This is a genomic window from Aeromonas sp. 603079, assembly GCF_049172135.1.
Classification (GTDB): domain Bacteria; phylum Pseudomonadota; class Gammaproteobacteria; order Enterobacterales; family Aeromonadaceae; genus Aeromonas; species Aeromonas veronii.
In genome coordinates, this window is record NZ_JAAKPX010000028.1 from 20,314 (window position 1) to 43,076 (window position 22,763).

A 22,763-nucleotide genomic window follows, 5' to 3' on the forward strand; every position below is an offset into this window, starting at 1 on the left:
GCCTGCGGGTCCGGCCAGACCAGGCCCGCAGCGGATGGAGGCTTCCTATGGGTGATTTAACGATGGATTTTTTACGACTGATGCTGATGGCAGCCATGCTGCTCACCAGCCTGCAGGGTCAGGCGGCCGAGCCGGCAGCAGCCCCTGTACCAGCTACACATGAGGTGGAATTTTTACGCAATCCCGACAAGGCCTGCACCGACTGTCACAAGGAGCAGAGCGAGGGAATGCACGGCAAGCATGGTCAGGCGACCAATCCCAACAACCTCAAGCCGGTGACCTGCACCAACTGCCACGGCCAGCCCTCCCCCCAGCACCGAGAAGGGGTCAAGGATGTGATGCGCTTCAGCCACAGCCTGAAGGATAAAGAGAGCATCAAGCTTTATCCCATCAGCGAGCAGAATGGAGTCTGCATGAGCTGCCACGAGCCCAAACCACTGCGCGAGGCGCTCTGGGCCCACGACGTGCACGCTACCAAGCTCACCTGCACCAGCTGCCACCAGTTGCATCCGGCCAAGGAGCCCATGGTGGGGATCCCGGAAAAATCCCGCATCAAGCTCTGCGTCGACTGCCACAGCAAGCAACATGAGGCCAGCAAGGCCCGGCAGGAGCAGTCCAAACCGGCTACCGGCAAGGAGGCATCATGAGCTGCTCTCGCCGTGACTTTATGGCGGGCATGGGCGCGGGGGCCCTTATCATGATGACGGGGCCGACTCGTTCCCTTGCTACCCCCCTCGCCCACAGCCAGACCATCGACGGGATCCGCTATGGCATGATCTACGATGAGACGGCCTGCATCGGCTGCACCGCCTGCATGGACGCCTGCCGGGAGGTGAATCAGGTGCCACAAGGGGTCTCGCGCCTCGAGATCATCCGCTCAGGCCCGGTCGGTGAATATCCCGATGCCGAGTACCGCTTCTTTCGCAAGTCCTGCCAGCACTGCGACAACGCCCCCTGCGTCCACGTCTGCCCGACCGGCGCCTCCCATATTCGCAAGGAGGATGGCATCGTCGATGTCGACGCGGATCTCTGCGTCGGTTGCATGTATTGCCTCGCCGCCTGCCCCTATCAGGTGCGCTTTATCAACCCGGTCACCCGAGTGGCAGACAAGTGCGACTTTTGCCGCAAGACCAACCTGGCGGCGGGCAAGGAGCCGGCCTGCGTGGAATCCTGCCCCACCAAGGCGCTGGTGTTCGGTAATCTGGATGATCCGGACAGCCCCATCGCCCAACGGCTGGTGAAGGAGACCACCTATCGCTACAAGCAGGCGCTCGGCACCTCGCCCAAGATGTACCGCGTGCCCAAAGGGGAGATAACGTCATGACCATGCAAGCGGCATTTCAATTCCTCTCCCTTGTCTGGGGATTTGTCCGATCGCCATCTACCGAAGCAACAGAAGGAGGAATGGATCATGTTGCATGACGCATTTCACTTCCCTTCACTTGTCTGGGACTGGCCGATCGCCATCTACCTGTTCCTGCTCGGCATCTCCGCCGGAGCCACCACCCTCTCGGTGCTGTTGCGCCGCAAGGGAGCAGGCAGCGAGAGCGGCATCATCAAGGCGACCGCCATTCTGGCGCCGGTGAGCGTGGTGCTGGGGTTACTGATCCTTATCTTCCATCTGGCCCGCCCCTGGACCTTCTGGAAGCTGATGTTCCACTACCAGTTCGACTCAGTGATGTCGATGGGGGTCATGCTGTTTCAGTTCTATATGGCGGTGTTGTTCGCCTGGCTGGCGGTGGTGTTTCGGGCCGAGATCGAGACAATGCGCAGCCGGTTGCTGAAAGAGAAGTTCGCTTTTGTGGATGAGCTGATTGGCTGGCTCGCCCGCATCGAACGGCTGCTGGCGCCGCTGTTGCTGCTGCTCGCCGTGCTGCTGGGGGCCTACACCGGCTTTCTGCTCTCGGCGCTCAAGACCTATCCGCTGTTGAACAACCCGGTGCTGCCGGTGCTGTTTCTGGTCTCGGGCATCAGCTCAGGTATCGCCTCCACCATCTTGCTGGCGGTGACGCTCTTCAAGGAGAACCACCACAGCCAGGGGGTGAGCTTCGTGCATCGCTTCGAGCGGCCGGTGCTGGCGGTGGAGGTGTTGCTGCTGGTCTGCTTCTTTACCGGCCTCTACTTCGGTGGCGGCCAGAAAGAGGTAGCGATGTGGGCCGCCATCGGCAGCGGCTTCTGGGCTCAGGTGTTCTGGCTCGGCGTGGTGGGCATCGGCATGCTGCTGCCCCAGCTGCTGGCTCTGCTGACTCCTGCGCCCCTGCGGGAGCGAAACGGCCATCTGGTGCTGGTCTGCAGCCTGACCCTGGTGGGGATCCTGCTGCTGCGCTACTTCGTGCTCTATGCCGGTCAAATGACAGTCGTATAACGGTATGATCACCAGCGCCAGCCACCTTCGGGTGACTGGCGCTGGCTCGTTGATTCGCAAGTGAAATCTAAATGGGGATAACAACGTTGGAATTTCTTTATCGAGGGTTCAACTGCCATATGACAGTGACCGATGCCATGGTTCCCAAATCGCTATCGGATGATCCAGAGCAAGGCGCTGAGTTTGGTGATGACAGAGTTCAATGCGGAGACTCAGATTTCACATGCGGACTCTCTATCACCAATAGCATTCACTCACACGAATACGGTGGGAATGGTGAACCAACTGGAGGGATATCGACAACCCCGCATTTTGAAGTAGCCAAACGCTATGCCTTGGGAAATGGAAGGTTTGCCAACGGCCATGTCATCCGAATGTCCATCCCAGAATTAAAGAAAGCTGGCGTAACCATCTATCGAGTCAATGATTGCCTTGATACCCCCTCAGTCCCTTCGGATGACGAACATTGGATCTATTTCAAAGGCGAGTTTCCTCAAAGCACCATTGTGGAAACGTTCCACGTCTACTCAGAAGCGCCTTCTGGACCTGAGTTGAAAGACTGAAATTTGTAATTAATTCAATTAATTTCTAATTGCATTTGGAGGTTGTGTGCTGGCGGAGCTCGGCTATCTCTCACTGTTGCTGGCGACCGGGCTCGCCCTGCTGCAAGGGCTGCTGCCCTGGCTGGGGCTGCGGCTCGCCTCACGGCCGCTGCTCGGCTGCGCAACACCGCTGGCCCTCCTGGTCGCGCTCCTGCTGTTGGCCGCCCTGCTGCTGCTCGCCGGCTGTTTTGGCCTCGATGACTTTACCCTGGTCTATGTGGCCCAGCACGCCAACAGCGCCCTGCCCCTGGGCTTCAAACTGGCTGCGGTCTGGGGCGGCCACGAGGGCTCCATGCTGTTCTTCGTCTTTGCGTTGGGGCTGTGGGGCGCTCTGGTGGCCCTTTGCTCCAAGCGGGTCGATCCGCTGATCACAGCCCGGGTACTGGCCATCATGGGGCTGATCGTCGGGCTGTTCGGCCTCTATACCCTGATCTTCTCCAGCCCGTTTGACCGCCAATTCCCGGGGCCGCTGGAGGGGCGCGATCTCAACCCCATGCTGCAGGATATCGGCCTCATCATCCATCCGCCCCTGCTCTATCTCGGTTACGTCGGCTTTGCGGTCAACTTCGCCTTCGCCATGGCGGCGCTCCATTCGGGCAGACTGGATGGCGCCGTGGCCCACTGGAGTCGCCCTTGGGCGCTCGGCTCCTGGGTCTTTCTCACCGCCGGCATAGTGCTGGGCTCCTGGTGGGCCTATTACGAGCTCGGTTGGGGCGGCTGGTGGTTCTGGGATCCGGTGGAAAACGCCTCTCTCTTGCCCTGGCTGCTGGGCACTGCCCTGCTGCACGCCCTGATTGTCTGCGAGAAGCGCGGCGCTTACGGCCACGCCGTGCTGTTGCTCTCCATCTTCACCTTCGCCTTGAGCCTGCTCGGCACCTTTGTGGTGCGCTCCGGGGTGCTCACCTCGGTGCACGCTTTTGCGGTGGACCCCAGCCGCGGCCTCACCCTCTTGTTGCTGCTCGGCTTGCTATTGACCAGCGCCCTCACCCTGTTTGCCCTGCGGGCGGATATTCGCGCCCCCTATGCCCGCTTTGGCTTCTTGTCAAAAGAGGGGCTGCTCGGCGCCACCATCCTGCTGCTCTGCGTGGCCTGCGCCAGCGTGTTGCTCGGCACCTTCTACCCCATGGTGTTCCAGTCGCTCCATTTGGGCTCGCTCTCGGTGGGCGCCCCCTATTTCAATACCATCTTCGTGCCGCTGGCCCTTTGCCTGATGGTGCTGATGACCCAACTGCCGCGCCTGCGCTGGCAGCTGCTTGCCGCAGGTTCCCGACTCAACACTTTGTTGCCGCCACTGTTTGGCCTGCTTGGTGGCGGGCTGCTTAGCCTTGCCTATCTGGAACAGGGATCGTTTTCCGCTAGCTGGAGCGGTATCCTCGCCAATATGGTGAGCCTCTGGCTGATGGCCAGCCTGTTGCTCCCGCTCTTGCAACTGACGTCGCGGCGTGAGCTCACCCTCAATCGGTTCGGCAGCCTGCTGGCCCACCTCGGGGTGGCGGTGTGCGCCCTCGGCATCGCTCAGGTGAGTCACCACAGTCAGGAGGGGGGCGCGGTACTCGCCGCAGGCCAGCCCTATCGGCTCGGCGCCTTCGAGTTTCGCTATGAGGGGAGCGAGCCCATCATCGGCCCCAACTACACCGCCGAGCGCATCACGCTTAGCGTGCACAAGGACGGTAAAGAGGAGGTGCGGCTGACGCCGGAGCGGCGTCACTACAGCGTGCGCACCATGAACATGAACGAGCCCGGGATCAAATGGGGAATGCTCGGCGATCTCTACGTGGTGCTTGGCGAGAAGATGGGACCCGGCGCCTATGCCATGCGACTGCACTACAAGCCGCTGGTACGCTGGATCTGGCTCGGCGGCCTGTTGATGATGGCGGGTGGCACCCTGCGCCTGCTCGCCCGCCGGCCGCTGCTGGCTAGCCATCCTGCGCCAACTACCGCCCCCTACCCTCGGCTTGAACAGGAGTCCTTATGAACGCTCGTTTGCGCCTGTTCGTGCCACTCGTGCTCACCCTGGGGCTCGGTGCCCTGCTCTGGCTCGGCCTTGGCAACAACCCCTACAGCCAGGATGAGGCCATCGCCGGCCGCACTCTGCCTGCCTGGCAGAGTGATGATCTGCTTGGCGGCGCCCCCATCCACACCGCGGCGCTCAAGAGGGAGCCCTTCGTGCTCAACGTCTGGGCCAGCTGGTGCCCCAACTGCCGCGCCGAGCATCCGCTGCTGGGTGAGCTGGCCAGCGCCGTGCCCCTCTATGGCCTCAACTACCGGGACAAGGGGGACGCCGCCCGCGCCTGGCTCACCGAGGCGGGCAACCCCTACCGCACCGTGCTGGCCGACCCCGACGGCCGACTGGCCCTTGAGCTCGGCGTCTACGGCACGCCGGAGACCTATCTCTTTGCCGGCGACGGCACCCTGCTGACCCGCCATACCGGCCTGCTCACCCGCGAGATCTGGCAACGCCAGTTTGCCCCCCTGCTTGCAAAGGCCCGCAGCAACAGCGCCAGCCAGCCCGAAGTGGAAAGAGCAGTGGAGAGAGAAGTAAAGAGACAAGTGCAGGAGAGCAAGCCATGAGCCGCCTCGGCCACGCCCTGATCGCGCCGCTCTTGCTGGCCTTGAGCTTCGGGGCCCTTGCCAGCGGGGTCGATACCTATCAGTTTCGCCACCCCGAGCTGCAAAATCGGGCGCAAGAGCTGGCCCGCGCCCTGCGCTGCCCCCAGTGCCAGAACCAGAATCTGGTGGAATCCAACTCCCCCATCGCCCGGGATCTGCGGCTCGAGGTCTACCGCTGGGTGGACGAGGGGCAGTCTGATGAGCAGGTGATCGCCCGCATGACGGAGCGCTTCGGCGATTTCGTCCGCTACGATCCCCCCTTCAAGCGCAGCACGGCGCTGCTGTGGGGCGGCCCCGCCCTCTTGCTGTTGCTGGCGCTCCATCGCCTGCGCAGAAGCCTGCATCGCCAGCAACCGGCGCGGGTACCGCTTATTGGCGACAGAGCCGAGGGGATGCTCGCCCACGACCCCAGGGCCGAGCTGAACCGGCTGATCATGGCCGAGCAGCAGGCGGGGCTTGCACCCCACAGCCGCCTCTACCGGGAGCTGGAGCTGGCCCGCCTCGCCAACACCACCCCAACCGCCGAGCAGGCCCTGCGCGAGCGGCTGGCCAAGGATCGCACCGCCCGTCCGCTGCCCTGGCTGCGGTCATGGATACTGCTTGGGGCCCTGTTGCTGGCGCTGATGGCGGGCATTTATGCCGGCACCGGCCGCTATCAGGCGTGGCAGGCTTATCAGTCGCGCACCGATCCGCTGGCGGGATTGAGCCCGCGGGATCTGCAGGACAAGGAGCTGGGCGCCCTGCACCAGCGCCTGCAAACCAACCCCGCCGATCTCGACAGCTGGGCGGCGCTCGGCCAGCTCTATCTCTATCGGGGCGAATATGACAACGCCCTGCTCGCCTACCAGCGTCTCGCTCTGCTGGAGGGGGGCGCCAGCGCGGCGACTCAAGCCGCGCAAGCCACCGTGCTCTACTATCAGGCGGGCCAGCAGCTGACTCCCGAGGCAACCCGCCTGCTGGAGAGTGCCCTCAAGCAGGACGCGGGGGAAGTGAGCGCCCTGATGCTGCTGGCCTCCGATCACTTCCTGCATGGTCGCTACAGTCAGGCCATTGCGCTGTGGCAGCAACTGCTCGATGGCGAGCGCCCTCGCATCAATCGGGCCGCGCTGATCGAGGCGATCCAGACGGCAAGCATAATGGGCGGGTAACCCCTTGATTAAAGGAGGGTAATCGTGGTGATATGGCGCCGCGACCACGCAAGTGGCTCAGCACTCTTTTTCAATAGACAAGGATGTCTGGATGCAACTCACCCTGTTAAACGACTCGGGCAAATTCGATGGGCTCGATGACACCATTAGGCACGTTTTTGCCGAGACGGCGCACAAATTGAATGCCTTGTTCGATCTCTCCCAACTGGATGTCACCTTCAGCCCTTTTGCCGAGGGGGATGCTCCCGACTCAGGTATCGGTGGCTGGGCCATCAACATGTATCGAATAGAACTCCAGCTTGATCTGGAACGGCCCGACATCAAAGAGGTGATCATCACCGAATTACCTGCCGTGCTGGCCCACGAAGTCCACCATATCGTGCAAAAGAAGAACAAGGTGGAAGCAGAAACACTGGCCGAAAACCTGATTTTTGAAGGGCTGGCCTGCTACTTTGAGCAGAGGTTCAATGGCGGCACACTCCCCTCGCTGTTCAAGGAGTCTCATCACCATGACTGGCAATCGCTCCTGGCAGAGATGACGCCCCATCTATCCAGCAAGCAGTTCAACTTTTTAGACTTTTTCTACTGCCGTGATAACCGGCCATTTCCCAAATATGCCGGTTACTGGGTGGGGTTCAATCTGGTGGCCAACTATCTGGCCAAAAATGGACTGAATGAAATAGAGGTCATGGGCCTACCCGCCGAGGCGTATTTCAATTAACACGCCTTCACACTGTTCATGGCGATTACAGAGCCCAAATCCGGAGAGAAGATCATGATCCCCATTCGCTGCAAGGCCGTCTCTGGCGTTGCCCTCACCACTGTCGATGGCGAAACAAAATTGCTGGTGATGAAGCGGGGCAAGGGAGGCTTCTGGTGCCATGTGGCGGGCACGGTGGAGGTGGGTGAAACCGGCTGGCAGACCATTATTCGGGAGTTTGGCGAAGAGACGGGTATCACGGTTTGCGAGTTATACACAGCCCATTATCTGGAACAATTTTACGAAAGCGCTTCAAATACGGTGGAGGTGGTGCCGGTCTTTGTGGTCTATTGTCCGCCCAATCAGGCGGTGACCCTCAACGACGAGCACACCGACTATCGCTGGTGTTCCCTGGCAGAGGCCAAGGCGCTGGTGAGTTTCCCCGGCCAGAAGGCGCTCTACGACCATATCTGGCACCACTTTGTCGACAACGTCCCCTCTCCCCTGGTGCGGGTCGATATCCGCTGACCGCGCACGGCTTCCCCCTGTAAATACAACACGCCCCCGGATGGGGGCGTGTTGTATCTAAAGCCAGCCAAGCGCTTTTGTTAGACCCTACCGATGGCCTATGGCCGCTCGCCAGCCGCCAGACGGCGGTTGATATCGGCGATAACCGGGGCGATATCCGCCAGAGTGTCGATCACATAGTGCGCCCCCGCCGCCCGCAGTTTGGCCTCGGCCGGTGCGCGCCGGGCGGCGATCTCCGCCTCGCTCATGGCGGCAAACTCTTCCCAAGTGGCACCAAATTCGTTGCCAGAAACCGACAATCCCACCGTCCACATGCCCGCGTTAAGCCCTTCGCTGATACCCGGCACGGCGTCATCCACCTTGATGCAGCGATGCACCGCACTCACTCCGAGCTCAATTACGTTGGCCAGCGCCATCCAGGGGCCGGGGCGACCACCTGCCTTGAGATCGTCGGTGGCGACCCAGTGATCCGGGCGGTAGCCGTGATCGGCCGCAGCAGGTACCAGCGCCGCCATCACCGGACGGGGGTAACCGGAGCAGGAACCGATTTTCATCCCCTGACCCCGCAGAGCGTCCAGCACCGGCAGCACACCGGGGATGGGTGCAGCAAAGCGGGTCACGGCGGCAATCTGCAGCGGCATAAAGGTGTGATAAATGTGGTCCACCTCGGCGTGGCTCATGTGATGGCCGAAGCGAGCCTGCCAGCGCGCATCCACCGAAGGCAGACGGCCCAGCGCGGCGATATGATCCCACTTGCCAAGGCCCATGGGCTGGCGTGCTTCGTCCAGAGTCACGGGGAAGTCATAGGCGCGGGCGAAGGCCTCGACGAAGATGGAGGTGGGGGCGAAGGAGCCGAAATCAACGACGGTGCCGGCCCAGTCGAGGATCAGCGCCTCTACGTCGGTGGTCGGGTCTACAGCAATCTGCAAGTCAGTCATGGTGGTGTTCCTATTTCGGTGAAAGTGCGATCTCGCAGAGGGCGCGATCGAGAATGGTGATGGCGCGCACCAGATCGGCGCGGGCGATATTGAGCGGCGGCGAGAGCTGGATAACGTTGCCCTGGGAGACCTTGAAGCTGAGCCCCAGCTCCAGACAGCGGTAGAGCAGCCGCTCGGCGGCCTGGCTATTGCGGGTGCGACTCTGATGATCGACCACCAGATCGAGCGCCCAGAGCAAACCGATACCGCGCACCTGCCCGATCAGCGGGTGACGCTCAGCCAACTTGCCGAGCTCGGCCGCCATAAAGCGGCCATCCTCCTGCGCTTTTGCCAGCAATCCCTCTTCACGGATGGTCGCGATGGTAGCGAGGGCCGCCGCGCAGCCGATAGGGCTCTTCTCGTGGGTGTAGTGACCGAGCGAAATAGCTGCAGCCTGATTGAAACGGTCGCGGGTGATGAGCGCTGCAAACGGCACCACCCCGCCCCCCAGCCCCTTGCCCAGACAGATGATGTCGGGCTCAATGCCGAACTCTTCAAAGCTGAACCAGTGGCCAGTGCGCCCCAGGGCATTGGGGATCTCGTCGACGATCAACAGCACCTTGTGGCGATCGCAGATCTCCCGCACCCGCTGCCAGTAGGCCTTCGAGGGCACCTGTACATCGGTATTGCGGATAGGTTCGGCGATAAAGGCGCCTATTCCTCCCTCCTTCTCGATGACGTACTCCAGATAATCGGCGTAGTGCAGGTCATCCCCTTCCCCGCGATACCAGACGCCGCGATAACGGGTGGGAGGCGGAATGCGCTCCACTCCGGCCATCAGCGGGCCCATACCGGCGCGAAAACAGGCCTCGCCACCGACCGAGATGGCATCGAGGGAGGCGCCGTGAAAGGCATCCCACAGGGACACCACCTTGCTGTTGCCGGTGATAAAGCGGGCAAGCTTCAGGGCAATCCCCACCACCTCGCTGCCACCGGGGGCGAACAGCACCCGGTTAAGATTGCCGGGGGCCAGCTCGGCCAAGGTGCGGGCACAATCGATGGCGACCTGATGGGTGTAGCGGCGGGGCGCAAACGGCAGATCGGCGAGTTGCTGCTGCACCGCGGCCACCACCCTGGGGTGGCCGTGGCCCAGATGATGAACGCTGTTGCCGTGAAAATCGAGATACCGTTTGCCCGATACGCTGGTCAGCCAGCTCCCCTGCGCGCGCTCAAGCAGATCGAGACAGGGGGTGGAGAGCGCCTGATGGAGAAAGTAGCGGCTATCCTCCGCCAATCCGGCCTGCACATCTTTGCTCTGGCCCGCCCACCAGCGCGCCCGCCCCTCGCCAAGGTTGATATCCCCTTCGCTGTCGGCGCGGCCGCTGCCGTGCAGCTTATGGTCATGCAAATCGCGGCCACGCAGATCACGACCCTGAGCCAGCATGCTGGTCATCGCGCGTCCCCTTGCCAGTAGCAGGCGCTGGCCATGGCGGCGAGCAGATCGCGCACCCGCCCCGGGGTCACATCACCGATATTGCCGATACGGAAGCAATCGGCTTGGGAGACCTTGCCCGGGTAGATAACAAAGCCCTGCGCCTTGAGCCGCTGGTAGAAATCGGCGAAGCGATAGTCAGGGTGGGCCGGAGAGTAAAAGGCGGTGATGATGGGGGATTGCCACTGCTCTGGCAGCAGCGGCGCAAAGCCGAGCGCCGCCATCCCCGCCACCAGCGTACGCTGATTTTCACTGTAACGCTGATGGCGGGCGGCGATGCCCCCCTCCTCGTCCAGCTCGCGCAGCGCCTGGGCAAAGGCAAGCACGGTATGGGTGGGCGAGGTAAAGCGCCACTTGCCCCCTTGCTGCTCCATGGTCTGCCACTGGGCGTGCAGGTCGAGGGAGACCGAGCGGGCACGACCGGCGCAGGCCGCCAGCGCAGCGCGGCGGGCGATGACGAAGCCAAAGCCCGGCACCCCCTGAATGCACTTGTTGGCCGAGCTGATAAGAAACTCGATGCCAAGGCGTCCCATGTCGATGGGGATACCGCCAAAGCTGCTCATGGCATCGACGATCAGGCGAATGCCGCGGCGCTGGCAGAGCGCAGCCACCTCCTCAAGGGGGTTGAGCATGCCGGTGGTGGTCTCGCAGTGGACCATGGCCAGATGGGTGATCTCGGGGTGGCGCCCCAGCATCGCCTCGATGGTAGCGGGTTCCGGGCGGGTGGTCTCACCGCAATCCAGCTCATGGTGGCGCAGGCCAAGACAGCGGGCCATCTCCCCCATGCGGGCACCGTAGGCGCCGTTGTTGATGATCAGCAGACACTCATCGCTACCTATCGCCGAGCCCAGCACGCTCTCCACCACATAGCTGCCACTGCCCTGCAGCAAGACGGCGCTGTAGTCACTTTCATATTCAGGGCCAGTGGCGAGGCGCACCAGCTCGCGGCGGATGGGCTCCACCACACCCTGGTTGTAGTCCGCATCCCAGGTACAGCTGTCTTGCAGCATGGCGGCGCGCACCGTCGCGGTGGTCGAGAGGGGGCCCGGGGTCAGCAGCAGGTAATCGACGGCGGCGGGGGCCGCAGGAATATGGGTCATGACTTCGCTCCTTTTGGTATATACCAGAATGAGCGCATTGTGGGTAACTGCCCCGCCAAGGTCAAAGGGGTGGCGCTACGTGCAACAAAAAATTCATTTTCAGCGCCGGGATCGCGATAATCTAGGAAGCCTGAACAGCAGGGGCGATGCTGGTATCTACCAATATTTTTGACGCCGTCGTTTAACGACCGCGCAAATGACCTGCCCTGTGCCCAGCCCATTGCCCAACTTATTGCAAAACCAGGGATTTTCATGAGCAAACCGCAATATCTGCAGATCAAGGATGCCCTCGCCAACCAGATCCTGGCGGGGGGTCTGGCCCCCAACGACAAGCTCCCCTCCGAGCGGCTGCTGGGAGAACTCTATGGCACCACAAGGGTCACCATCCGCGAGGCACTGGTGCAGCTGGAGGCAAACGGCCTTATCTATCGGGAAGATCGCCGCGGCTGGTTTGTCACCCCGCCGCGCTTTCGCTTGAACCCCAGACGCACCTCCAACTTTCACCAGATAGTGCGCGAGCAAGGGGGCGAGCCACGCACCGAGCTGCTGGAGAAAAGCCGCCAGGCGGTGCCGCCCGTGTTGATGGCGCAGTTGCAGCTCAAGCCGTTCGACAGCCTGTTTCAGCTCAAGCGGCTGCGCTATGCCAACGGGCGTGCCATCTGCTACTGCGAGAACCACTGCCTGCCTGAACGAGTACCGGGCCTGCTGGAACTGGATCTCAACGGCAGTCTGACCGAGATCTACCAGGCCCATTACGATCTCCACTACGCCCGCATGCAGGTACGTTTTTTCCCCACCGCCCTGCCGGACGAGGTGGCCAAGGCGCTGGGGGCCACCGCCGGTCTGCCTGCCCTGCGCCTCGAGCGACTCAACTTCGATCAGCACGGCCGGGTGCTCGACTTCGATCTGGAGTACTGGCGTCACGACAGTCTGGAGATCGAGGTGGATACCCAGGATTAGTCACGGATAAATCAGGAACGGCAAAACGTCACGGGGCTGTCACGGTCACGTCATAAAGATCCCCTAGCCTCTCTCTCGACCAATCTGGTTTATACCAAACCAATTTAACTGGAGAAGAGGATGAAACAGGGAACCCATCTGCTGGCCGCCGCCGTGCTGGCTGCCATGACCGCCCCGGCACTGGCCGCGACCGATCTCACCGTCTATACCGCCTTCGAACCGGAGCAGCTCAACGAGCTGAAAACCGCGTTCGAACGCCAGCATCCGGACATCAACATCAAGTGGGTGCGTGACTCCACCGGCGTGGTCACCGCCCGCTTGCTGGCAGAAAAAGCCCAGCCCAAAGCGGATGTGGTATGGGGACTGGCCGCCACCAGCCTGATGCAGCTCGATCAGCAGCAGATGCTCAATGCCTATGCACCGAAAGGACTGGATAAGCTCGACAGCCGCTTTCGCGACAGCAAGGCCGAGCCGCACTGGATCGGTCTGGACGCCTTCTTCAGCGCCATCTGCTTCAACAAGGTAGAGGCGGAAAAACAGGGGATCCCGGCCCCCACCAGCTGGGCCGACCTCACCAAGCCCATCTACAAGGGCAAGGTGATCATGCCCAACCCCAGCTCCTCCGGCACCGGTTACCTGAGCGTTGCGGGCTGGCTGCAGACCATGGGCGAGCAGCAGGGCTGGCAATTTATGAACGGCCTTCACCAGAACATCGACCGTTACACCCACTCGGGCTCCGCCCCCTGCAAGCTGGCCGCCAGCGGTGAAACGGTGATCGGTATCTCCTTCGACTTCCCGGCTACCAGCCTCAAGGCCAAGGGAGCCCCCATCGAGGTGGTGTTCCCGAAAGAGGGGTCGGGCTGGGATATGGAAGCCGCCGCCATCATCAAAGGCACCCCCAAGCTGGATGCCGCCAAACAGCTGCTCGACTTTGCCGCCACCGAACAGGCCAACGCCCTCTACAACAAGTCGTTCGCCGTGGTCGCCATCCCCGATGTGGCCCAACCGAGAGCGGGCTATCCGGCGGATATCAAAGGCCAGATGATCGACAACGACTTTAGCTGGGCAGCCCGCGAGCGTAACGCCATCCTGGCCCAGTGGAGCGCCAGCTTCGACGGCAAGACCGAAGCCAAACAGTAAGCGTGAAGGGCGGCGGTTTGTTCACGCCAGACACACCGCTGCCAATAAACTGCCAGTCGAAGGCCAACAGCTGTTGGCCTTCGCTTTTTGGTTTTAACTTCCCGAGTGTGTAGTGCCTTCAATTAGCGATGCTTAGTCCATTCGCACAGTGCCCAGCCACTTGCTGGCGACCCGCTCTCATTTGACTGTCATCAAGCTGTCATCCCCCGATCACCTGACCGTCACACTTCACCCGCAAACTGGTATATACCAAATCAGTAGCGAGTCGAACCATGACCCAGCCCTATCTGGACATTCAACATCTCAACAAGCAGTTCGGTGCTTTTCAGGCCCTTAAAGGGATCTCTCTGACCATTGAGCCGGGGGAGTTTATCTGCTTTCTCGGCCCCTCCGGCTGCGGCAAGACCACTCTGCTCAGAGCCATCGCCGGCTTGGATCTGCCGGACAGCGGCGAGATCTGGCAAGAGGGGCGCAATATCTCCCGCCTGCCGCCCCAGGAGCGCGATTTTGGCATCGTGTTTCAGTCCTATGCTCTCTTCCCCAACCTGACGGTGGCCCAGAACATCGCCTTCGGCCTTGAGAATCAGGGGCTGGCGCGGGATCTCATCAAGGAGCGAGTCGATCACTGGCTGGGGCTGGTGGATCTCACTGCCCAGTCCCACAAATACCCGAGCCAGATCTCCGGCGGCCAGCAGCAGCGGGTGGCGCTGGCCCGGGCCTTGGCCCTCTCCCCCGGCCTGCTGCTGCTGGACGAGCCGCTCAGCGCGCTGGATGCACTGGTACGCACCCATCTTCGTAGCGAGATCCGCGCCCTGCAGCAGCGCCTTGGCATCACCACCATCATGGTGACCCACGATCAGGAAGAGGCGCTGACCATGGCCGATCGCATCGTGGTGATGGAAGGCGGCCGCATCGTACAGGTGGGCACCCCGCAGGAGATCTACCACCAGCCTGCCAGCCGTTTCGTGGCAAGCTTTGTCGGCACCATGAACTTCCTCGACACCCTGGTGCTCAGCCCCACTCAGGTGCGCCTAAACGAACAACCGCTGACACTTGCCAACCGGGCCGCGGCCGGCAGCAAATTGCAGGTGGCAATCCGCCCCGAGGCGATCACCCTGAGTGCGCCGAGCGAGCCGTATCTTGGGCAACATGGCATTGAAGCAACCATCGATCAGGTGGAGTTTCTCGGCGCCGCTCAGCGCCTGATCTGCACCGCCGACACCTATCTGGGCCCGCAGCAGATCCTGGTGGAACGCCCGACCCACGAGCTGCCCCGCCACGAACAAGGTGGCTGGCGCAGCGGCATGCGCTGCTCGCTGCACTGGCCCGCCGGGGCGATGCAGCTGTTTGAAGGAGAGCGCCCATGACTGCCCCCTTCGCGACCTCCTCCCTGTTGCCGCCAGCGACAGCCCGGCAAGACGCCCGCTGGCAGCGGCTCTGTCGCGGCTGGAGCCGGGATCAGCTGCTGCAACTGATCCTGCTTGCGCTCGGTATCGCTCTGCTGGTGGGGGGCCTCTTGCTGCCACTGCTCACCATGCTGCAAAAGAGCCTGCAGGATGAGAACGGCCTCTGGGTGGGCCTTGCCAACTTCAGCGCCTATTTCGACTCCCCGCATCTGGGTCGCACCATCGGCAACACCCTCTGGCTCGGTGTGCTGATCACCGCGCTGGTGGTGACCATCGCCTTTGGCTACGCCTATGCCCTCACCCGCACCTGTATGCCGGGCAAGCCCCTGTTTCGCCTCATCGGTTTGATCCCGCTCCTAATGCCCTCCCTGTTGCCCGCCATCAGTCTGGTCTACTGGTTTGGCAATCAGGGGATCGCCAAGGGGCTGCTCGGCGGCGAGAGCATCTACGGCCCCATCGGCATCGTCATTGGTCTGGGCTTCTGGTGCTTCCCCCACGCTCTGATGATCCTCATCACGGCGCTCGGTCAGAGCGACGCCCGCCTCTATGAAGCCTCCCGGGTGCTCGGCAGCAGCGGCTGGCGCACCTTTGTCACCGTCACCCTGCCTACCGCTCGCTACGGTCTTTTGAGCGCCGCCATCGCCGTCTTCACCCTCACCATCTGCGACTTCGGGGTGGCCAAGGTGATTGGCGGCCAGTACAGCGTGCTGGCCACCGACATCTACCGGCAGGTGATCGGGATGCAGAACTTCTCGCTGGGCGCCGTTGCCAGCGTCACCCTGCTGCTGCCGGCACTGTTGAGCTTTGCCCTGGAGCACAGGGTGCGCAGCAAGATGCAGGAGCAGAGCAGCACCAAGGCGGTGCCCTATCAACCCAAGCCCCATCAGCTGCGGGATCTGCTGGCGCTCGGCTGGTGTACCCTCTGGGCCCTGCTGTTTCTGGCACTGGTGGGCATGGCCGTTTACGGATCCCTGGTGCAGTTCTGGCCCTACAACCTCGGGCTGACGCTGGATCACTACGCCTTTGACAGCAACAGCGTCTATGGCTGGCAGCCCTTTACCAACACCTTGCAGCTGGGCCTCTATACCGCGCTGATCGGCACCGTGCTGGTGATGGTGCTGGCCTGGGCGCAGGAGAAGGGGCGCCACTTTGCGCCGCTGCGCCAGCTGCTGCATCTGCTCGCCATGCTGTCGCTGGCGGTACCCGGCATGGTGCTGGGGCTGGGTTACATCTTCTTTTTCAACGGCAATCCACTCTTTGGCGGCCTCTACGGCACCCTGCCACTGATGGTGCTCTCTTGCGTCATCCACTACTACACGGTGGGCCATATGACGGCGCTGACCAGCCTCAAGCAGCTGCCCAAGGAGCTGGAGCTGGTGGCCATCTCATTGCGCATTCCGCTCTGGAAGGCGTTCTGGCGGGTCACCCTGCCCGCCTCCCTGCCAGCGCTCTTGGAGATCTTTATCTATCTGTTCGTCAACGCCATGACCACCACCTCGGCGGTGATCTTCCTCTATTCGAGCGACAGCGTGCTCGCCTCCATCGCCGTGCTCAATATGGAGGATTCCGGCGATACCGCCGCGGCCGCCGCCATGGCCACCCTGATCCTGCTGGCCGCCGCCACCGTCAAGCTGCTCCAGCTCTTTTTAAGTCGCGCCCTGCTGGATCGCACCCAGCGCTGGCGCCACCAATAACCTTATCGAGGAGTCATCATGTCCACTCTCCCCTTCTGGCTGGCCGAGGCGCTCACCGCCGAACAGCCCGCGCCACCCACGCCCCTAGTCGGCCACCACGAGGCCGATATCTGCATCGTCGGTGGCGGCTTTACCGGGCTCTGGAGCGCCATCGCCCTTAAACAGGCCGAGCCACACTTGCGCATCATGGTGCTGGAAAAAGATCGCTGCGGCAGCGGCGCCTCCGGGCGCAACGGCGGCTGTTTGCTCACCTGGTCGGCCAAATACCTGACCTTAAAGCGCCTCTTTGGCGAGCGGCAGGCCGCCTGGCTGGTGCAAAGATCCGAGCAGGCGGTGCACGAGATCGCCCGCTTCTGCGAAACGCACAACATAGAGGCACAGCTGAGGGTCGAGGGCACCTGCTACACCGCTACCAGCGAGGCGCAGCGCGGCCTGATGGAGCCGGTATTGCAGGAACTCAAACGCGCAGACCTTAACCAGTGGCAAGTGATTGAAGAGGATAAACTGGCGAGCCAGAGCGGCTCCCACGTTCATCTGGAGGGGCTCTACAGCCCCCACGCGGGCTCGGTGCAACCGGCACTGCTGGTGCGCGGCCTGCTGCGGGTGGCACGGGAATTGGGGGTCGAGGTCTATGAACACTCTCCCATGCAGCGCCTTGAGGCGGGCCAGCCGGCGCGGGTGCAAACGCCGCAGGGTGAGGTGCGTGCCCGCAAGGTGGTGCTGGCCCTCAACAGCGCCATGGTGCAGCACTTTCGCGAGTTTCGCCGCAGTATCGTGCTGGTCTCCTCCGATATGGTGATAACCAACCCCGCGCCGGATGCAATGGCCGCCCAGCAGCTTGCGCACGGCCGCAGCGTGGTGGATGGCCGCACCTTTGTTCACTACTACCGCTCCACTCCGCAAGGGCGGCTGATGCTGGGCAAGGGGGGCAACACCTTCGCCTTTGCCAACCGCCATCTGGCCGAGTTCGATGCCCCTAGCCGCTATCTTGCCCCCCTCACCCGCACCCTGCGCCGCTTCTTTCCGGCACTCAAAGAGGTGCCCATCGCCGCCAGCTGGTGCGGCGCCTCCGACCGCTCGGTAGATGGCCTCCCCTTCTTCGGCCACTGGCGAGGGCAGCCCAATATCGTCTATGGCCTCGGCTACTCCGGCAACGGGGTGGCGCAAAGCTGGATCGGCGGCCAGATCCTGGCAACTTTGGTGCGCGATGAAGTGCGGGAGGAGGACAAGCCGTGGCGCGACTGCGCGCTGGTCAGCGGCCCGCGCGGCTATTTTCCGCCCGAGCCGTTTCGCTGGCTGGGGGCCATGGCGGTGCGCAACGCCATCCGGCGCAAGGAGCGGGCGGAAGATGAGAACCGTCCGGTGGCCTGGTATGACAAACAGCTGGCCAAACTTGCCGATGCGGCGGGCAAGGCGGATAAATAGCCCGGCGATAGAGGGCAACAATTTCTCATACTGTTTCGCCCCACACCCTATTTCTTGAAACTGCCGACCCGAGGGTCGGCATTTTTACAGGTGAAATCTGAGGGGGCATTATCGCCAAGCGTGATCAGCTGATGGTCCCAGCGGCGGCAGGATTGAGATAGCGTGATTTGTAGGTTGGCGCAGAGCGTAGCGAAGCCCAACAGACGAGCATGATTACGCCAACCAGGGCGGAATAAACAAGGATGTGGCCGAGCAGTAAACAGATTGACAAGCATATATCACGGTAAACGTTGGGCTTCACTTCGTTCAGCACCAACCTACCTTTTTAGCCCAACATACGAGATGGCTTTTATCAAGTTTAAAAGATTGATCTGCCACTATAAAATTCATGTAGGTCCTGTGGCATACTATCTTCTTTGAGTGTAACGATTAGCATCTATTTTGAAACTTATCAACCGCCTATTAAAATGATTCGTAAAACACCAACCAATATATAGCAGGCATTTTACTTCACTCGTTAGGAAAATAAAATGAAAGCTTTTCTAAAGAAAATAAATGAAGCCGCATTGGATAGCGCTTGGGTGTTTGACTTGGCAAGATCAGCAGAGAAAATGTTAGATCCAAATTGCTGTGGAGACGATAATTTGGCGTGGAAAGATGGGCCATATCTATCTGCCCCTGCAAATGAAAAAGAAATCATAAGAACTCACCCCTACTGTTTTAAAACAAGTAATGAAATGTCTGTTCTATCTGCTATGATTCTTGGTGATAAACCAACTAGAAATAAAAACGGTGGCATTAAAGCACCATTCAAAAGTATTCCTAACGGCGTATCTAGGGCTGAACCTGTAATTGCAAAACTTGCAATCATTGAACTTTTTGAGATATTTAAAGATTTCCTTGTATCTTTCAATGGCCCATACAACAAGAAAAAACTAACTGAATGGAACAACAAGATCGATGATGATGACATAGATAAAATAACCAAATTGGTTGATAGACGAAATGAATTAACTCATGATGATGCAGGTACTGCTCTACCAACAATGAAGGAAGCTGTCGATTACTATCGGATGATAAGAGCCTATGGTATTTATCTTTGGATGGTAGCAACCGACTGTGAAAGTGAAGAGGTTGATAGAATAATGGCCGATGTTGCTGAGCAAAGATTTTAATACTCAGATGAGCTAAAATTTTTGAGACAATTAGACATAAATAAAAAAGCCGCCCATCGGGCGGCATTTTTATTAGAGATAACGGGCTAACAAGAGTTACCAGCCAGTCACTTCACGCAGGGCCTTGCCGATATCGGCCAGGGAGCGGACGGTTTTCACGCCAGCATCTTCCAGCGCGGCAAACTTCTCGGCGGCGGTACCCTTGCCACCGGAGATGATGGCGCCAGCGTGGCCCATCCGCTTGCCGGGAGGGGCAGTAACACCGGCGATATAGGAGACGACCGGCTTGGTGACGTGGGCCTTGATATAGGCGGCCGCGTCTTCCTCGGCGTTACCGCCGATCTCGCCGATCATCACGATCGCTTCGGTCTGCGGGTCGTTCTGGAACATCTCCAGAATGTCGATAAAGTTGGAGCCCGGGATGGGGTCGCCACCGATACCGACGCAGGTGGACTGGCCAAAGCCCTCGTCAGTGGTCTGCTTGACCGCTTCGTAGGTCAGGGTGCCGGAGCGGGAGACGATGCCCACCTTGCCCGGCTTGTGAATGTGGCCCGGCATGATGCCGATCTTGCACTCACCCGGGGTGATCACACCCGGGCAGTTCGGGCCGATCATCCGCACGCCGGTCTCTTGCAGCTTCACTTTGACGTCCAGCATATCCAGAGTCGGGATGCCTTCGGTGATGGTGACGATGAGCTTGATGCCCGCGTCGATCGCTTCCAGGATCGCGTCCTTGCAGAACGGTGCCGGCACATAGATGACGGAGGCAGTAGCGCCGGTCGCTTCGACCGCGTCACGGACGGTGTTGAACACCGGCAGGCCCAGATGGGTAGTGCCGCCCTTGCCGGGGGAGACGCCGCCGACCAGCTGAGTGCCGTAGGAGAGCGCCTGCTCGGAGTGGAAAGTACCCTGACCGCCGGTAAAGCCCTGGCAGATGACTCGGGTGTCCTTGTTGATCAGTACGCTCATCAGTTGGCCTCCGCTGCTTTGACGACTTGCTGCGCGGCATCGGTCAGACTCTTGGCCGCAATGATGTTGAGGCCGCTCTCGGCCAGCTTGATACCACCCAGCTCGGCGTTGTTGCCTTCCAGACGAACCACGACGGGCACCTTGACCCCCACTTCCTTAACCGCACCGATGATGCCTTCCGCGATCATGTCGCAGCGCACGATGCCGCCGAAGATGTTGACCAGCACCGCTTTGACGTTGCTGTCGGAGAGGATGATCTTGAACGCCTCGGTTACGCGCTCCTTGGTGGCGCCGCCGCCGACGTCAAGGAAGTTGGCCGGCTTGCCGCCATGCAGGTTGACGATATCCATGGTGCCCATGGCCAGACCGGCGCCGTTGACCATGCAGCCGATGTTGCCATCGAGGGCCACATAGTTCAGCTCCCACTGGGCAGCGTGCGCTTCGCGGGGGTCATCCTGTGACGGGTCGTGCATCTCGCGCAGCTTGGGCTGACGGTAGAGGGCGTTGGCGTCGATGTTGATCTTGCCATCCAGGCAGTGCAGGTTGCCCTGCGCGGTGATCACCAGCGGGTTGATCTCCAGCAGCGCGAAATCACAATCTAGGAACATTTGGCCCAGACCCATGAAGATCTTGGTGAACTGCTTGATCTGATCGCCGACCAGACCCAGTTTGAAGGCCAGTTCGCGGGCCTGATAAGCCTGCGGACCCACCAGCGGATCGATGGCCGCCTTGTGGATCAGATGGGGGGTTTCGTGGGCGATCTTCTCGATATCCACGCCACCTTCGGTTGAGGCCATGAAGACCACGCGGCGCGAACCACGGTCAACTACGGCGCCCAGGTAGAGCTCTTTGGCGATGTCGGTGCAAGATTCCACCAGGATCTTGGTGACCGGCTGGCCGTTGGCGTCGGTCTGGTAGGTCACCAGATTTTTGCCAAGCCAGTTCTGGGCGAAGGCACGGATCTCATCCTTGCTCTTGGCCACTTTCACGCCGCCAGCTTTACCGCGGCCACCGGCGTGTACCTGGCATTTGACGACCCAGGTATTGCCGCCAATCTTGTCGGCCGCTTCGGCCGCTTCTTGTGGGGTAGCACAGGCATAACCTTCGGAGACCGGCAGGCCATACTCGGCAAACAGCTGTTTTGCCTGATATTCATGCAGATTCATAGATGCTCTATCCGTGTTGTAGGTATTTCCGTCCGGGGCTGGTGTTTCTCAATCCCCTGTGAATGGGGGCCTGGGCGGCCCCTCGTTATCTTTCAATCGCTCGGGTATTACTCAAACGTCCAGCAGCACATCTGGCTCAGGGCGCAAACCCCTTGCCCGGGTACCACAGGCTTAGACGTCCAGCAACAGACGGGTCGGGTCTTCCAGCAGCTCCTTGACGGAGACCAGGAAGCCTACCGATTCGCGTCCGTCGATGAGACGGTGATCGTAGGAGAGCGCCAGATACATCATCGGCAGGATCTCGACCTTGCCGTCAACGGCCATCGGGCGATCCTGGATCTTGTGCATCCCCAGAATGGCGCTCTGGGGCGGGTTGATGATCGGGGTGGACATCAGGGAGCCGAACACGCCACCGTTGGTGATGGTGAAGTTGCCGCCAGTCAGTTCATCCACGGTCAGCTTGCCGTCACGGCCCTTGCCCGCCAGATCCTTGATGGCCTTCTCGATGTCTGCCAGGCTCATGTTGTCGCAGTCGCGCAGCACCGGCGTCACCAGACCACGGGGGGTAGAGACGGCGATACTGACGTCAAAGTAGTTGTGGTAAACCACGTCATCACCATCGAGCGCCGCGTTCACTTCCGGATAGCGCTTGAGGGACTCCACCACCGCCTTCACGTAGAAGGACATAAAGCCGAGCTTGATGCCGTGCTTCTTCTCGAAGATCTCGCCGTACTGCTTGCGCAGATCCATGATGGGCTTCATGTTGACCTCGTTGAAGGTGGTCAGCATGGCGGTGGTGTTTTTCGCTTCCAGCAGACGCTCGGCAATGCGCTTGCGCAGACGGGTCATGGGCACCCGCTTCTCGCTGCGACCGGCCAGTGCGGCAACCGGTGCGACCGGCGCAGCAGCAACCGGAGCGGCTGCGGCAGGCTTGCTCAGCGCCTTGATGTAGGCTTCCACATCATCCTTGGTGATGCGACCGCCCTTGCCGGTGCCGGTCAGCTTGGCCACGTCGATGTCGTGCTCGCCAATCAGGCGGCGCACCGAGGGACTCAGGCCATCGGCGCCATCGTCGGCAACCGCTTCAGCGGGTTTCTCTTTGGTCTCTTCACCGGCCACCGGAGCGGCGGTGAGGATGGCAATCAGCTGACGGGACAACACGGTCGCCCCTTCCCCTTGCAGAATATCCCCCAGCACACCGGCTTGCGGTGCCGGCACTTCCAGCACCACCTTGTCGGTCTCGATGTCGACCAGCACTTCATCACGGGCGACCAGATCACCCGGCTTCTTGTGCCAGGTGGCAATGGTGGCATCCGCCACTGATTCCGGCAGGTCCGGTACCTTGATCTCGATAGTCATCTAATCA

General features: G+C 61.0%; 21 protein-coding genes. 15 read left to right on the forward strand and 6 right to left on the reverse strand.

What is annotated here, in order from left to right; all coding sequences use genetic code 11:
- The first annotated feature begins 47 nt into the window (after positions 1–47).
- From nrfB to G5287_RS18500, 9 genes are all read left to right on the forward strand, one after another.
- Complete coding sequence (nrfB, locus tag G5287_RS18460) at positions 48–647, forward strand: cytochrome c nitrite reductase pentaheme subunit (protein ID WP_106843831.1); 600 nt, start codon at positions 48–50, stop codon at positions 645–647.
- Complete coding sequence (gene nrfC, locus G5287_RS18465) at positions 644–1,324, forward strand: cytochrome c nitrite reductase Fe-S protein (RefSeq protein WP_362782330.1); 681 nt, start codon at positions 644–646, stop codon at positions 1,322–1,324. Before nrfB ends, nrfC begins: the two co-directional genes overlap by 4 nt.
- An 87-nt stretch (positions 1,325–1,411) precedes the next feature.
- On the forward strand, positions 1,412–2,365 hold the full coding sequence (gene nrfD, locus G5287_RS18470) for a cytochrome c nitrite reductase subunit NrfD (protein WP_421231692.1): 954 nt from the start codon (positions 1,412–1,414) through the stop codon (positions 2,363–2,365).
- Between the two features lie 119 nt (positions 2,366–2,484).
- The gene (locus G5287_RS18475; protein WP_270906057.1) at positions 2,485–2,928 is read left to right on the forward strand and encodes a hypothetical protein; all 444 of its coding nucleotides are present in this window, start codon (positions 2,485–2,487) and stop codon (positions 2,926–2,928) included.
- A 46-nt stretch (positions 2,929–2,974) separates the two neighbouring features.
- Positions 2,975–4,942, forward strand: coding sequence for a heme lyase NrfEFG subunit NrfE (gene nrfE, locus G5287_RS18480; protein ID WP_421231693.1), 1,968 nt, complete (start codon positions 2,975–2,977; stop codon positions 4,940–4,942).
- Entirely contained in the window at positions 4,939–5,538 is a 600-nt protein-coding gene (locus G5287_RS18485) for a DsbE family thiol:disulfide interchange protein (protein ID WP_421173116.1), read from the forward strand. Before nrfE ends, G5287_RS18485 begins: the two co-directional genes overlap by 4 nt.
- Complete coding sequence (nrfF, locus tag G5287_RS18490; protein WP_421231694.1) at positions 5,535–6,725, forward strand: heme lyase NrfEFG subunit NrfF; 1,191 nt, start codon at positions 5,535–5,537, stop codon at positions 6,723–6,725. Before G5287_RS18485 ends, nrfF begins: the two co-directional genes overlap by 4 nt.
- 91 nt (positions 6,726–6,816) lie before the next feature.
- Complete coding sequence (locus G5287_RS18495; protein WP_043824168.1) at positions 6,817–7,446, forward strand: DUF2268 domain-containing putative Zn-dependent protease; 630 nt, start codon at positions 6,817–6,819, stop codon at positions 7,444–7,446.
- Between the two features lie 54 nt (positions 7,447–7,500).
- A complete protein-coding gene (locus tag G5287_RS18500; protein WP_227342717.1) occupies positions 7,501–7,953 on the forward strand; it encodes an NUDIX hydrolase in 453 nt (150 codons plus the stop codon).
- Between the two features lie 98 nt (positions 7,954–8,051).
- Here G5287_RS18500 and phnX read toward each other — a convergent pair whose 3' ends face one another.
- The 3 genes from phnX to phnW are packed head-to-tail and all read right to left on the reverse strand — an operon-like array spanning position 8,052 to position 11,462.
- Positions 8,052–8,891: a phosphonoacetaldehyde hydrolase gene (phnX, locus tag G5287_RS18505; protein ID WP_227342716.1), complete on the reverse strand. Its 840-nt coding sequence runs from the start codon at positions 8,889–8,891 to the stop codon at positions 8,052–8,054.
- 10 nt (positions 8,892–8,901) lie between these two features.
- Complete coding sequence (locus G5287_RS18510) at positions 8,902–10,323, reverse strand: aspartate aminotransferase family protein (RefSeq protein ID WP_421231695.1); 1,422 nt, start codon at positions 10,321–10,323, stop codon at positions 8,902–8,904.
- Complete coding sequence (gene phnW, locus G5287_RS18515) at positions 10,320–11,462, reverse strand: 2-aminoethylphosphonate--pyruvate transaminase (protein WP_421231696.1); 1,143 nt, start codon at positions 11,460–11,462, stop codon at positions 10,320–10,322. The genes G5287_RS18510 and phnW overlap by 4 nt, the downstream gene beginning before the upstream one ends.
- 252 nt (positions 11,463–11,714) lie before the next feature.
- Between phnW and phnR the strand changes: the two genes are divergently transcribed.
- From phnR to G5287_RS18545, 6 genes are all read left to right on the forward strand, one after another.
- Complete coding sequence (gene phnR / locus G5287_RS18520; protein ID WP_421231697.1) at positions 11,715–12,422, forward strand: phosphonate utilization transcriptional regulator PhnR; 708 nt, start codon at positions 11,715–11,717, stop codon at positions 12,420–12,422.
- Positions 12,423–12,542: 120 nt separating this feature from the next.
- Positions 12,543–13,562, forward strand: coding sequence for a putative 2-aminoethylphosphonate ABC transporter substrate-binding protein (locus G5287_RS18525; protein ID WP_088868815.1), 1,020 nt, complete (start codon positions 12,543–12,545; stop codon positions 13,560–13,562).
- A gap of 272 nt (positions 13,563–13,834) precedes the next feature.
- Positions 13,835–14,929, forward strand: coding sequence for a putative 2-aminoethylphosphonate ABC transporter ATP-binding protein (locus tag G5287_RS18530; protein ID WP_421231698.1), 1,095 nt, complete (start codon positions 13,835–13,837; stop codon positions 14,927–14,929).
- A complete protein-coding gene (locus tag G5287_RS18535) occupies positions 14,926–16,662 on the forward strand; it encodes a putative 2-aminoethylphosphonate ABC transporter permease subunit (RefSeq protein WP_421231699.1) in 1,737 nt (578 codons plus the stop codon). Before G5287_RS18530 ends, G5287_RS18535 begins: the two co-directional genes overlap by 4 nt.
- An 18-nt stretch (positions 16,663–16,680) precedes the next feature.
- Positions 16,681–18,087, forward strand: coding sequence for an FAD-dependent oxidoreductase (locus G5287_RS18540; protein ID WP_421231700.1), 1,407 nt, complete (start codon positions 16,681–16,683; stop codon positions 18,085–18,087).
- A 530-nt stretch (positions 18,088–18,617) separates the two neighbouring features.
- The gene (locus G5287_RS18545; protein WP_139407497.1) at positions 18,618–19,262 is read left to right on the forward strand and encodes a hypothetical protein; all 645 of its coding nucleotides are present in this window, start codon (positions 18,618–18,620) and stop codon (positions 19,260–19,262) included.
- A 96-nt stretch (positions 19,263–19,358) separates the two neighbouring features.
- Here the strand turns inward: G5287_RS18545 and sucD are convergent, their stop codons facing one another.
- The 3 genes from sucD to odhB all read right to left on the reverse strand — a co-directional run bounded on the left by sucD (position 19,359) and on the right by odhB (position 22,756).
- On the reverse strand, positions 19,359–20,231 hold the full coding sequence (gene sucD, locus G5287_RS18550; protein WP_005333542.1) for a succinate--CoA ligase subunit alpha: 873 nt from the start codon (positions 20,229–20,231) through the stop codon (positions 19,359–19,361).
- Positions 20,231–21,397, reverse strand: a complete 1,167-nt coding sequence (gene sucC, locus G5287_RS18555; RefSeq protein WP_005361097.1) for an ADP-forming succinate--CoA ligase subunit beta — start codon at positions 21,395–21,397, stop codon at positions 20,231–20,233. Before sucC ends, sucD begins: the two co-directional genes overlap by 1 nt.
- A gap of 171 nt (positions 21,398–21,568) precedes the next feature.
- The gene (odhB, locus tag G5287_RS18560) at positions 21,569–22,756 is read right to left on the reverse strand and encodes a 2-oxoglutarate dehydrogenase complex dihydrolipoyllysine-residue succinyltransferase (RefSeq protein ID WP_201937995.1); all 1,188 of its coding nucleotides are present in this window, start codon (positions 22,754–22,756) and stop codon (positions 21,569–21,571) included.
- Positions 22,757–22,763 lie beyond the last annotated feature (7 nt).